This is a genomic window from Corallococcus sp. 4LFB (genome assembly GCF_046520365.1).
In the GTDB taxonomy this organism is placed as follows: domain Bacteria; phylum Myxococcota; class Myxococcia; order Myxococcales; family Myxococcaceae; genus Corallococcus; species Corallococcus caeni.
This window is the reverse complement of the sequence record NZ_JBKGHJ010000274.1, coordinates 1-11,279: the sequence shown is the minus strand read 5'-3', so window position 1 is coordinate 11,279 and position 11,279 is coordinate 1. Positions and strand designations below refer to the sequence as shown.

The window sequence follows — 11,279 nt, the reverse complement described above, 5'->3', positions numbered from 1 at the left end:
GCGCGTCCCCGGTGGCGACGTGTGCGCCTCGCTGGTGCTGCCGGAGGCGGGCCCGGTGCCCACGGCGGAGCGCTGGTGCGAGGAGTCCGCGCAGCGGCTGTGCGTGGCCGGCGTGGACGCCGGCACGGTGGAGCCCTCGGCCGAGGCCGGGTGTGTCGAGCGGGAGCGGGTGGATTGCGAGGCCCGCTTCCCGCTCGTGAGCAGGAACGCGGGATTCCTCACGTACTGGCCCCAGGCTGCGTCCGCGTGCCTCGCGGGCGAAGCGGATCCCTCCTCCTCGGTGTGCGGCTGCGCGTTCGTGCGCTCCTCCGTGGGCGGGACCTGCGGCGCGGATTCCCACTGCCGCACGGGCTACTGCCTCAAGGATGAGCGCGACGCGGGCGTCTGTGTCGCGTGTCCGGAGCCCCGTCCCGTGGGCAGCTCCTGCGGCCAGCCGGGGGACGCGCCGTGTGACGGCCATGGGTCCTGCGTGCAGGGGTGCTGCGTGCCAAGGGCCAACGCCGGAGAGGCTTGCCGGCTGGGGCTTATCGAACCCGTGCGCTGCGACACGGCCACGTCGTCCGAGTGCCGGCCCCACAACTTCGAGGACACCTCCGGCTTCGGCACCTGCCGCGCGTACAGGCAGGTGGGCGAATCGTGCGGACAGAACACCCGGCCCGAGTGCAGGTTCGTGCCGCCCGTGCTTTGCAACATGGGCACCTGCGCTTCGGGTCTCGTCTGTACCGCTGTCAGCCCGGACGCCTCCGTTCCCCGGGAGTGCCACCCCGACGGCGTGCGGTGCGGCGCCGACCGCCAGGGCTGCGGCCCCGACCAGGTCTGCACCGGCCCCAACGGCCTCTGCATCGAGCCCGCCTCGCTCATCGAAGGGGAGGCCTGTGGCGGCCCCGGCCAGTGCGCGGCAGGCCTGCTGTGCGACAAGGCGGACGCGGGCACCGGCACCTCCGGGCTGTGCATCGCCGCGGCCCCGGGCGAGTGCCGCTACGACGTGGAGTGCCCCTGGGCCCAGCGGTGCACCGACGGGCACTGCACCGAGGGCAAGGGCCTCGGAGAGGCCTGTGACACGCCCCAGGCCTGCGCGAACTACCTCATCTGCACGAGGGGAGAGGACGTAGGCACCTGCGCCCGGGAGCCGCGCCTGGGAGAGCGCTGCCTCTTCCCCACCGCCGACGGGGGATTTCCCTATTGGCAGTACCCTTGCATCGAGGGGCGCTGCGACCCCACGACGATGCTCTGCCAGTAGCCCTGCTCCGGGCGTCGCGTGTGCAACAGTGTGGCCCGCCCCGGAGGTTCAGGGGCGGGCAGGTCCAGCGATACACGGTCGCATCCGGCCGTGTGGGGGATTAAGCCTGTGCCCGGCTCCCCGGTTGGGGCCCTCCAGGACCTCATGCCCAGCACGACCCGTCACGACCCCGCGCCATCCCCTTCGTTGAGCGCGGTAGGACGCGCGCTCCCCTCGCACTACGCCAGCCAGGAGCAGCTCATCGCGGCGCTGCGCGACCTGTGGGCGACGAAGCACTTCAACCTGGAGCGGCTGGAGGACCTGCACCGCAACGTGCAGGTGGGCGGCCGGCACCTGGCGCTGCCGTTGGAGGAGTACCCGGCGCTCGCGACGTTCCAGCAGCGCAACGACGCGTGGATCCGCGTGGCCACGGAGCTGTCGGAGAAGGTGGCCCGTGACGCCCTGGCGCGCGCGGGCCTCACTCCAAGGGACGTGGACCACGTCTTCTTCGTCACGGTGACGGGCATCGCCACGCCCAGCGTGGACGCGCGGCTGGTCAACCGGATGGGCCTGCGCGACGACGTGAAGCGCACGCCCATCTTCGGCCTGGGCTGCGTGGCGGGCGCGGCGGGGCTCGCTCGCGCGTCGGACTACCTGCGCGCGTTCCCGAAGCAGACGGCGCTGCTCATCGCCACGGAGCTGTGCTCGCTCACGCTCCAGCGCGAGGACCTGTCCATCCCCAACATCATCGCCTCCGGCCTCTTCGGTGACGGCGCGGCGTGCGTGGTGCTGCGGGGCGCGGAGGCAAAGGCCACGGGCCCGCGCGTGGTGGGCTCGCGGTCGGTGTTCTACCCGGACACCGAGCGGGTGATGGGCTGGGACGTCGTGGACACGGGCTTCAAGGTCGTGCTGTCCGCGAAGGTGCCGCAGCTGGTGAAGGAGCACATCCGGGGCAACGTGGACGGCTTCCTCGCGGAGCACGGGCTCACGCGCAGGGACGTGCGGCACTGGGTGGCGCACACCGGCGGCCCCAAGGTGCTGGAGGGCTTCGAGTCCGCGCTGGAGCTGGAGCCCGGGGCGCTGGAGCGCTCGTGGAAGTCGCTCAAGCAGGTGGGCAACCTGTCCAGCGCGTCGGTGCTCTTCGTGCTGGCTGAGACGCTGGAGGAGGCGGGCGCGGTGCCGGGGGACTGGGGCGTGGTGATGGCCATGGGTCCGGGCTTCTGCGCGGAGATGGTGCTGGTGCGATGGTGACCGGCACGCAGGCGTTGTTCGCGGGCTTCATGGGGCTGCTCGTCGCGGAGCGGCTGCTGGAATTGGTGCTGTCCAAGCGCAACGCGGCGCGGGCCTTCGCGCGGGGCGGGGTGGAGACGGGCCAGGGGCACTACCGGTTCATGGTGGTGTTCCACACGCTGTTCCTCGTGGCGTGCGTCGTGGAGGTGTTTGGCTTCCAGCGGCCCTTCTGGGGCGCGTGGAGCTGGGCGGCGCTCGTGGGCGCGGGGGTGGCGCAGGGCTTGCGGTACTGGGCCATCGGGACGCTGGGCGACCGGTGGAACTCGCGCATCATCGTGGTGCCGGGGCTGGCGCCGGTGACGGGCGGGCCGTACCGGTTCCTGCGGCATCCGAACTACGTGGCGGTGGTGCTGGAGCTGTTGTGCGTGCCGCTCATCCACGGGGCGTGGGTGACGGCGGTGGTGTTCACGGTGGGAAACGCGGCGCTGCTCTACGTGCGCATCCGCGCGGAGGAGGCGGCGCTCGGGGCGGTGTACTCCGAGGCCTTCGCCCACCGTCCCCGCTTCATTCCGGAGGTTCGCCGTGGCTGACATCGTGATGGAGGCGGTGGCGGAGATCCGCCGCATCGCCCGGGAGGAGCTGGAGTTCGAGGGCGCGGTGGAGCCCGCGCACGACCTCTTGCGCGACCTGCACCTGGACAGCCTGGGGCTGACGGTGCTGGCGGTGGGGCTGGAGAACCGCTTCCGGGTGCTGCTGTCGGAGGAGGACGCGCAGGGCGTGCGCACGGTGGAGGACCTGGCGCGGCTGGTGGCGGCGCGGGTCGCGGCGGCGAAGCCGGACGTGGGAGCGCACCCGTGAAGGGGCCGCCCCTGCCGGCGCTGAAGCACGCCACGGTGAACGCGATGCTGAAGGCGACGTCGCGCACGTCGCTGGGGCTGGTGTTCGTGGACGCCGCCGAGCACGAGACGTCCCTGCCGTGGGCCCAGGTCTACCGGCGGGCGAAGCGCGCGGCGGCGGGGCTGGCGCGGCTGGGCGTGCGTCCGGGGGACCGGGTGGCGCTGCTGCTCCCCACGTCGCCCGGGTTCATGGATGCGTACTTCGGCGCGCTGCTGGCGGGCGCGGTGCCGGTGCCGCTGTATCCGCCGGTGCGGCTGGGACGGCTGGACGAGTACCACCGCTCCACGGCGCGCATGCTCCAGCTGACGGGCGCGGTGGCGGTGCTGACGGACACGCGCGTGCGGCTGCTGCTGGGCCCGAGCATGGCGCTGGCGCGTCCCCGGCTGGGCTGTCACACGGTGGACGCGGTGCTGCACGGCGACGAGGACCTGGAGGTGGAGGTGTCCCCCGACGCGCTGGGGCTCATCCAGTTCTCCTCCGGCTCCACGGTGGAGCCGAAGCCGGTGGCGCTGACGCACGGGGCGCTGGTGGCGCAGGTGGCGGCGCTGGAGGCGGCGATGCCGGTGGCCGCGGGCGTGACGCCGGTGGGCGTGAGCTGGCTGCCGCTGTACCACGACATGGGGCTCATCGGCTGTGTGCTCGCGGCGCTGTACTACCCGGGCAGCCTGGTGCTAATTCCGCCGGAGACGTTCCTGGTGAAGCCGGCGCTGTGGCTGCGCGCGCTGTCGCGGCACCGGGGCTTCGTGTCGCCCGCGCCGAACTTCGCGTACGGGCTGTGCTTGAAGCGGGTGAAGGACGCGGACCTGCAGGGCGTGGACCTGTCCGGGTGGCTGCACGCGCTCAACGGCGCGGAGCCGGTGAGCGCGGACACGCTGCGCCGCTTCGCGGAGCGGTTCGAGCGGTGGGGGTTCTCCGCGAGGGCGCTGCGGCCGGTGTACGGCCTGTCGGAGGCGTCGCTGGCGGTGACGTTCCCGCCGGCGGGCCGGGGCCCTCGCGAGCTGGGCGTGGATCCGGACGTGCTGGCGCGCGAGGGACAGGCGCGTGAGGGGCGCGGACGCTGGTGAGCGTGGGCGCGCCGGTCGCGGGCTTCGAGGTGCAGGTGCGCGGCGAGGACGGCGCGGTGTTGCCGGAGCGCCGGGTGGGGCGCGTGTTCGCGAAGGGGCCGTCGGTGATGCGCGGCTACTTCGAGGACGCGGAAGGAACGGCGCGAGCGCTGGTGGGCGAGGGCTGGCTGGACACGGGAGACCTGGGCTTCAGCGCGGACGGGGAGCTGTACCTGACGGGCCGCGCGAAGGACCTGGTCATCATCCGGGGCGCGAACCACGCGCCGCAGTCCTTCGAGGAACCCCTGGGCAAGGTGGACGGCGTGCGCACGGGCTGCGCGGTGGCGCTGGGCTTCACGCCCGAGGGCAGCGAGGACGAAGCCCTGCTGATCCTCGCCGAGCGCGCGGAGCGGGGCGCGGACGTGGCGTCGGTGGAGGCGGACATCCGCGCGGCGGTGGTGGAGGCGACGGGCGTGCAGCCGCACACGGTGCGCCTCTTGGAGCCGGGGACGCTGCCGCGCACGTCCAGCGGCAAGCTGCGCCGGAGTGAGGCGCTGCGGCGCTACCTGGCCGGAGAGCTGACCGCGCCGAAGAAGGTGGGCGCGGTGGGGCTCGCGGTGGAGATGGCGAAGAGCGCGCTCGCGATGGTGCGCGCGGAGCACGACTCGTGATGGATCAGGGCGCGTGAAGCGTCACGACGTGGTCGTGGTGGGCGGAGGCCCAGCCGGGCTCGCGGTGGCCATCACGGCGGCGCGGCGCGGCCTGGACACGGTGGTGCTGGAGCGTGCGTCCACGCCCGTGGACAAGGCCTGCGGTGAAGGGCTGATGCCTTCGGGCCTCGCGGCATTGGAGCGGCTCGGAGCGCTCGCGCACCTGGACCTGCGCGACAGTTCCCCCTTCGTGGGCATCCGCTACGTGCAGGAGGACGGCAGCACGGCGGAAGGAAAGCTGCCCGCGCCCGGTGGGCTCGGAGTCCGCAGGCTGGCCCTGTCCCATGCGCTGGCTTCTCGCGCGCGCGAAGTGGGCGTGGACCTGCGCGAGAACGCGCACGTCGTGTCGCATCAGCGCACGCAAGACGGTGTGACGCTGGAGACGCCCACGGGGCCGGTGTCCGCGCGGTTCCTCGTCGCGGCGGATGGCTTGAACTCACCGCTGCGCCGGGCCGAGGGCCTGGACGTGGAGCGGGACGTGCTCCGGCGCTACGGCCTGCGGCGCCACTTCCGGCGCGTGCCCTGGACGCCCTACGTGGAGGTGCACTTCGCTTCCGGCGTGGAAGCGTACGTGACGCCCGCGGGAGCGGAGCGCGTGGGCATCGCGTTCCTGTGGGAGGACGGCACCGTGGAGGGCCGCGTGGGTTTCGACGCGCTGCTGGAGCGCTTCCCCCGGCTGGCGGAGCAGCTCACGGGCGCGGAGCCGGACTCCCAGCCGCGAGGCGCCGGCCCCCTGGCCCGCGTGGTCCGCACGCGCATCGCGGATCGCTTCGCCCTGGTGGGAGACGCCGCGGGCTACGTGGACGCGGTGACGGGCGAAGGTCTCACCCTGGCCTTCGCCTGCGCGGAGTCCCTGGGCGCGCTGCTCCCGGATGCCCTGGCGAAGGGCGCTGGCCGCGACACGTTGCTGCCCTACGAGCGCACCTTCCAGCAGGTGTTCCGCAAGTACGCCTGGACGACGAAGGGCCTGCTGATGCTCGCGCGCCGCCCGCGCCTGCGAAGGCCCGTGGTGCGCCTGCTGGGCCGCGCCCCCTGGCTCTTCGAGCGCATCCTCGCCGCCGTGGTGAGCTGATCCGGAAAGCCCGGAGCCACCTGGAACCCGCACGCGGATCCGCACGGCCTGGCCCTTGTCCCACCGCCGCGCGCCGGGGACACTCCGTCCCCATGGCACCTGGCCCCGCGGCTTCGCGTCCCTGGTTCGCGTTCTCCCTCGACCTGGCCCCGGCCGCGGCGAGCCGGCACCTGCACGGCCTGCCCCCCGTGCCCGACTTCCCCGAGGGCGAGCTCGCCGAGGCCCTGGACGTGGACGTCGTCTACGACGTGCACGTGCCCAACTGGGGCGGCCGGGTCGCACGCCTCGTGGAGGCTCCCGGGCACGCGCTGTCCGGGCGCCTGCGCCCCGTCCCCGCCGAGTCCTGGCCTGCCCTGGCCCGCCTGGAGACCGCGCTCGCCCTGGCCACCGAGGAGCTCCCCGTGAAGGTGCGCACCGCCTCCGGCACCGTGGTGGACGCCCACGCCTTCACCCCCGCCGCGCGCGACACCTCCACGCAGGGGCCCGTCAGCGAAGCCTTCCTGATCACCCTCGCCGTCGCCGCCGAGCGCGCCCGCCTGCCTGCCGCCGTCGTCGAAAAACTCCAGGCCGAGGCCCGCATCGTCCACGCCGTCCAGCACGCCCCGGTCGCGTCCAAGTCCGGCATTAAGTGACAGCCGGGTCGGACCGGACCGAAAAACGCCCTGACCCCTGAGAAAAAGGGCGGGGTGACGCAACCGGGCGCCGCGTCGTGCCGACGATGGAGGGGAGGGCCCCCCTCCCTGACCGTCTCCCCCGCCGGCCCCGAGGACGTTCACCGCATGTCGCTGCGAATCCCGACGGGAGTCTCCACTCCGCGCCCCACGCCCGCGAATGCCCCCGCCGCCGCGCCCGCGAACACCGCGGTGCCCGCCGGGGCGAACCTCCCCGCCAGCGCGCCCGCCGCCAACGTCGTGGCGCCCACGGGCGGAAGCTGGAAGCGCTCCGCCACCAAGGAGGTGGCCATCTCCGACCTCCAGCAGAAGTTCGGCTGGACGGATGAGAGCTGGCAGGGGCGCCTGCTCCACGCGGCGGACGAGGGCGCGGACGGAGGCCGCGCGCAGAACGGCCAGGTGTCCGCGGCGGAGCTGGAGGCGTACCTCTCCGCGCCCACGGACGCGCAGTTCCTCACGTCCACGGCGCTCCAGCAGCAGCGCGCGGCGCTCGACGCGAAGCTCGCCGGGGGCGCGCAGTCGGCCAAGGTGGACAGCTTCGAGAGCCCCTGGCAGCAGTCCGTGGCGAAGCGCGCGGACCTGCTGGGCGGCAACGGCGACGGGCAGCTCTCCGCGGACGAGCTGACGGCGTACATCAACGCGTCCAAGGCGAACCAGGCCAAGGGCACGGGCACGGCGGCGGACACGCAGTGGGTGCCCGACCAGCAGATGGCCACCTTCCAGAGCCGCGTGGCGGAGGTCGCGGGGGAGGTGGATCCGCTCCAGGCCGTGGGCGCTGGCGGCGCGACGCCCGGGCTGAGCCTGGTGAAGGAGTACTCGCGCACGCTGCTGGACACGGACAAGAACGTGCCCGCGTTCGTGAGCTACCTGCTGTCCGCGGCGGACGTGAAGGAGACGCCCGCGGACGTCAGCCGGCTGGAGAGCACCTTCGTGCGCGACCCGGAGCTGAAGCAGGGCGGCGTGGTGGACTCCGACTACAACAACACCGGCTTCGACCGGGGACACATGAAGCCGGCCGAGGACTCGCCCACGCAGGCGGCGATGAACGAGAGCCACTACATGAGCAACATCGCGCCCCAGCACGGCAACCACAACCAGCAGGTGTGGCGCACGCTGGAGCGCGGCGTGTCCGAGCTGGTGAAGGAGACCGGCGGCAAGGCCTACATCGTCACGGGCAACCTCTTCCTGGACGACAAGGGCAAGCCGCTGCCGCCCGAGTCCCTCCAGACGACGGGCTCGAAGGACGACCGGCGCATCGCGGTCCCCACGCACAACTTCAAGACGGTGCTGCTGGAGCTGCCCAACGGCCACCTGTCGATGTTCGCGTACATGGTGCCGAACCTGAAGGACGGCCCGTCCAAGAAGGACGACATCCTCCCGCTGCTCCAGGAGTCGCGCGTGCCGGTGGACCAGCTGGAAGGGCTGCTGGGCCAGGACCTCTACGCGCAGCTGCCCAAGAGCGTGCAGGCCAGGCTGGAGAAGGACACGTCCGCCGCGGGCGTCTTCCAGCAGCAGAGCCTCTACGAGGCCGCGACGCTGCTGCGCGCCCCGCCTTCCGCCTGAGCGTCCTGTCGGGGGCCGCGCACGTGAGCGGCCTCCTGCGCGCCCGGGCGCGTGCGTCCAGCGGAGCTCAGCGGCGCACGCGGTACCGGAGCCACACGATGCCGGAGTCCCGGCGCTCCACGTGGGTGAGCTCCAGCGCGGCGCCCATGCCGGTGGAGCCCTGGGGCCGGTCGAACAGGGTCGGCGTGCCGGGCAGACCATCCGCGGTGGGGTGCACGAGGAGGCTCACCTCGTCGATGAGGCCCGCGGCGAGGAAGGATCCGTTGATGCCGCCGCCGCCCTCCAGCAATACGGTCTTGATGCCGAAGGTGCTCCCGAGCGTCTCCAGCACGCGGGCGAAGTCGACGTCCTGCTTGCCGCCAAAGACATAGGAGACGCCGCGCTCGCGCAGGTGGGCGAGGTGCGCGTCGGGGACGGACTCGGTGAGCACGACGACGAGATGGTCGTCGTCGATGGCGCCGGACTCCCAGTTCAGCTTGCCGTGGGCATCCAGGGCGATGGCGTAGGACTCGGCGTCCTTGCGAGCGACGAAGTCCGTGCGGGGCAGGGGGGCCGCGGGGGGCGGCTTGGGCACGTCCCCCTTCGCGGCGAAGTCCTCCATGGTGATGCGGCCGCACATCCACGCGTCCGCGTCGAAGGTGTCCGCGGTGCGCTCGTATTCACCGCGAATCGATTGGGGGTCGGGCCAGTGCTTGACGACGATGCGCCCGTCGATGGACGAGAGCATGTGGCAGATGACGTGGGGCTTCATCAGGCGGCTCCGGAGCACGGCCCGCCTTCAGGTGGCGGGCGGCGGAGCGCGGATGCTTCCCGAGGCGCCACGGCCTGTCGAACCGGAGCCGCGCCGGTCCGTTCACAATCCCGCGAGCCGTTACTGCGTCGCGCCGGGAGCGTCGGATGCCTCGGCGGTGGAGGCCTCCTTCGACGGAGCGGACTCCTCGGTCTCTGGCGACTTGAGGGGCGCGGACTCCGACTTGCCCACCCGGATGACGGGTGGCCGCGAGGAGGAGTTCCCGGCGAGCCGGCTCCCCGGAGGTGAGGTGATGCCCACGTAGGAGCAGCCGACCAGGGCGAACAGCGGAACGGCGGCGAGCAGACGGCGCATCGGATGGGACCCCCGGCACACGGTGGACGGCGCGCGCATTCAACCGGACACGTGGGTGAGAGGTCCAGGGCTGGAGGTGGGAGCCTTCAGCCGGTGGCCGCCACGCGCGTGAACTCCATCACCCAGTTGGTCTCCCAGGTCTCTCCGTCGAGCGAGAAGGCCTGCTCCCACCGCGCCTTGTCGCTGCCCTGGCGGGTCCAGTGGAACACGACCTGGACCGGGCGGCCTCCGTCGGTGTCCTCGCCGTAGAAGCGGCCGTGGTCGCCCGTGAAGCCTCCGTGCACTGGCGGCTGGAGCACCGCGTGGCGGCTGTCGATCCAGTGGATGGACCAGCGGCGCTCGCGCACGTCGTACAGGCGCAGCGCCATGCCGGAGAAGCCTCGCTCGAAGACGGTCTCCTCGACGTTGGACAGGCCGCCCAGGTGGGGCTGGCAGCGCATCCTCGACGTGAACACGTCCCAGTCGTCACTGCCCGTCAGTCGCTGCTTGAGGCGGCGGTTCACGCACGTCCACTCGCCCATGAGGAAGTCGAAGTCGTGCACGTCGCCGGTGGGAAGTGGGGGAAGGGGCTTCATGGAACAGGTCCTTTCTGGGGACGGTCAGCGCAGCTCGGACCGTGCGGTGGGGGACAGCGTCAGGTGTTCGAGCGGCGCGCTCAGCCACGGCTGGAGCGGCTCCGCCCAGGACTTCGAAGCGGCTCGGCGTCGAAGGTGCTCGCGGTGATGCACGGCATCCGGGAACACGGTGAGCCAGGCGAAGACGTGCTCGCCCGTGCGCACGGGCAGGGCAGGGAAGGTGTTCTCCGCGGGCTCGGTCTGGAACAGGGCTTGGGGCGTAGCGCCTGGTTCCTGGAGCACGGGACGCACGTGCTGCTGGAAGCAGGCAGTAAGGGCCTCATCGGCCGGGGCCTTCAGGTAGCAGAGCGTCACTTCGACCCGGGAGTCGGGCCGAGCGACCGCGCCGGGTGGTGGCCGAGGCGTGCCGGGATGCACGAGCCTCGTGTCCGGCCGCACGGGCCGCAGGAGCAGGACGTTGTCGGAGTCCAGCATCGTCGCGTTCGCCGCGTCGCGGTGCTCCTTCCACACCGGGCCGCCGTAGAACGCGCTCAGGGCGTCGCGTCGTGACGCCATGTCGCGGAAGCCTCGCAGCCACACGAACCGGTCCGGCCGGTCCTCGTCGCGGAACTGACCGATGAGGTGCATCCCGGCGGCTTCCTGCGACTCGACGAAGGCCCGTTCAAAGAGCGAGAGGAGGGCCTCGCGCTGACCGGGGTGCAGCGTGTACTGGCGCAGCTCGAGGACCGAGCAGCAGGCGGACTGGGACGGCATGCGGCCCTCCGGGGTGTGGGTGCGGAGGCCATCCTTGGCAGGGAACTGGTAGGGTCATGAAGACCACTTTAGCCAGAACCGGCCATACCAGTTGAAGACCTCCACCGGCGTCGCATCCTCGCTCCTCCTGCGGCTCGATTCACGGAGCCCCACGCCGCTCCACGAGCAGCTCTTCGAGGGCGTCCGCGCGCGCATCCTCGCGGGGGCATTGGCGCCCGGGCTGCGGATTCCCTCCTCCCGCCAGCTCGCCACCGAGCTGGACGTGGCCCGCAGCACCGTCCTCCAGGCGCTGGACGCGCTCACGGCGGAGGGCTACCTCGTGGCCCGTGCGGGCTCCTGCACGCGCGTCGCGCCCGAGCTGCCCAGCCTCCCCGAAGAGCGGAGTCGGAGCGCCGCGCCCCGGCCATCGCGCGGACCCCGGCTTGCTGCCTCCGCGCGGAC

The 11,279-nt window shown here is 72.6% G+C and carries 11 protein-coding genes and 2 pseudogenes; 9 read left to right on the top strand and 4 right to left on the bottom strand.

Annotated features, from left to right (window positions below; genetic code table 11):
* From ACLEQD_RS26015 to ACLEQD_RS25980, 8 genes and pseudogenes are all read left to right on the top strand, one after another.
* Window positions 1–1,240: pseudogene (locus ACLEQD_RS26015) on the top strand (hypothetical protein); the annotation flags it as partial.
* A 144-nt stretch (window positions 1,241–1,384) separates the two neighbouring features.
* Window positions 1,385–2,470 carry a type III polyketide synthase gene (locus ACLEQD_RS26010; protein ID WP_410387670.1) on the top strand — a complete coding sequence of 362 codons (1,086 nt, stop codon included), beginning with the start codon at window positions 1,385–1,387 and terminating at the stop codon, window positions 2,468–2,470.
* A complete protein-coding gene (locus tag ACLEQD_RS26005; protein WP_410387669.1) occupies window positions 2,464–3,039 on the top strand; it encodes an isoprenylcysteine carboxyl methyltransferase family protein in 576 nt (191 codons plus the stop codon). Before ACLEQD_RS26010 ends, ACLEQD_RS26005 begins: the two co-directional genes overlap by 7 nt.
* A gap of 7 nt (window positions 3,040–3,046) precedes the next feature.
* Window positions 3,047–3,307: an acyl carrier protein gene (locus ACLEQD_RS26000; RefSeq protein ID WP_216622676.1), complete on the top strand. Its 261-nt coding sequence runs from the start codon at window positions 3,047–3,049 to the stop codon at window positions 3,305–3,307.
* Window positions 3,304–5,060 (top strand): annotated as a pseudogene (locus ACLEQD_RS25995) (fatty acyl-AMP ligase). The gene ACLEQD_RS26000 and the pseudogene ACLEQD_RS25995 overlap by 4 nt, the downstream one beginning before the upstream one ends.
* A 13-nt stretch (window positions 5,061–5,073) precedes the next feature.
* A complete protein-coding gene (locus ACLEQD_RS25990) occupies window positions 5,074–6,171 on the top strand; it encodes an NAD(P)/FAD-dependent oxidoreductase (RefSeq protein ID WP_410387668.1) in 1,098 nt (365 codons plus the stop codon).
* Between the two features lie 92 nt (window positions 6,172–6,263).
* Window positions 6,264–6,803, top strand: coding sequence for a gamma-glutamylcyclotransferase (locus ACLEQD_RS25985; RefSeq protein ID WP_410387667.1), 540 nt, complete (start codon window positions 6,264–6,266; stop codon window positions 6,801–6,803).
* A gap of 147 nt (window positions 6,804–6,950) precedes the next feature.
* Window positions 6,951–8,405 carry a DNA/RNA non-specific endonuclease gene (locus ACLEQD_RS25980; RefSeq protein ID WP_410387666.1) on the top strand — a complete coding sequence of 485 codons (1,455 nt, stop codon included), beginning with the start codon at window positions 6,951–6,953 and terminating at the stop codon, window positions 8,403–8,405.
* Between the two features lie 67 nt (window positions 8,406–8,472).
* Here the strand turns inward: ACLEQD_RS25980 and ACLEQD_RS25975 are convergent, their stop codons facing one another.
* From ACLEQD_RS25975 to ACLEQD_RS25960, 4 genes are all read right to left on the bottom strand, one after another.
* Window positions 8,473–9,156 carry a dihydrofolate reductase family protein gene (locus tag ACLEQD_RS25975; protein WP_410387665.1) on the bottom strand — a complete coding sequence of 228 codons (684 nt, stop codon included), beginning with the start codon at window positions 9,154–9,156 and terminating at the stop codon, window positions 8,473–8,475.
* Window positions 9,157–9,276: 120 nt separating this feature from the next.
* The gene (locus ACLEQD_RS25970; RefSeq protein WP_410387664.1) at window positions 9,277–9,510 is read right to left on the bottom strand and encodes a hypothetical protein; all 234 of its coding nucleotides are present in this window, start codon (window positions 9,508–9,510) and stop codon (window positions 9,277–9,279) included.
* An 86-nt stretch (window positions 9,511–9,596) separates the two neighbouring features.
* A complete protein-coding gene (locus tag ACLEQD_RS25965) occupies window positions 9,597–10,085 on the bottom strand; it encodes a hypothetical protein (protein ID WP_410387663.1) in 489 nt (162 codons plus the stop codon).
* A gap of 24 nt (window positions 10,086–10,109) precedes the next feature.
* Entirely contained in the window at window positions 10,110–10,838 is a 729-nt protein-coding gene (locus ACLEQD_RS25960; protein ID WP_410387662.1) for an NIPSNAP family protein, read from the bottom strand.
* Between the two features lie 91 nt (window positions 10,839–10,929).
* On the opposite strand from ACLEQD_RS25960, the gene ACLEQD_RS25955 reads away from it, so the two are divergent.
* On the top strand, window positions 10,930–11,279 hold a 350-nt coding region (locus ACLEQD_RS25955; protein WP_410387661.1), incomplete at its 3' end, for a GntR family transcriptional regulator.

Bases quoted from the DNA above. Each gene is read 5' to 3' on its own strand.
- ACLEQD_RS25980 (WP_410387666.1), top strand. From the start codon at position 6,951: ATGTCGCTGCGAATCCCGACGGGAGTCTCCACTCCGCGCCCCACGCCC.
- ACLEQD_RS26000 (WP_216622676.1), top strand. From the start codon at position 3,047: ATGGAGGCGGTGGCGGAGATCCGCCGCATCGCCCGGGAGGAGCTGGAG.
- ACLEQD_RS25975 (WP_410387665.1), bottom strand. From the start codon at position 9,156: ATGAAGCCCCACGTCATCTGCCACATGCTCTCGTCCATCGACGGGCGC.
- ACLEQD_RS26005 (WP_410387669.1), top strand. From the start codon at position 2,464: ATGGTGACCGGCACGCAGGCGTTGTTCGCGGGCTTCATGGGGCTGCTC.
- ACLEQD_RS25965 (WP_410387663.1), bottom strand. From the start codon at position 10,085: ATGAAGCCCCTTCCCCCACTTCCCACCGGCGACGTGCACGACTTCGAC.
- ACLEQD_RS25985 (WP_410387667.1), top strand. From the start codon at position 6,264: ATGGCACCTGGCCCCGCGGCTTCGCGTCCCTGGTTCGCGTTCTCCCTC.
- ACLEQD_RS25970 (WP_410387664.1), bottom strand. From the start codon at position 9,510: ATGCGCCGTCTGCTCGCCGCCGTTCCGCTGTTCGCCCTGGTCGGCTGC.
- ACLEQD_RS26010 (WP_410387670.1), top strand. From the start codon at position 1,385: ATGCCCAGCACGACCCGTCACGACCCCGCGCCATCCCCTTCGTTGAGC.
- ACLEQD_RS25960 (WP_410387662.1), bottom strand. From the start codon at position 10,838: ATGCCGTCCCAGTCCGCCTGCTGCTCGGTCCTCGAGCTGCGCCAGTAC.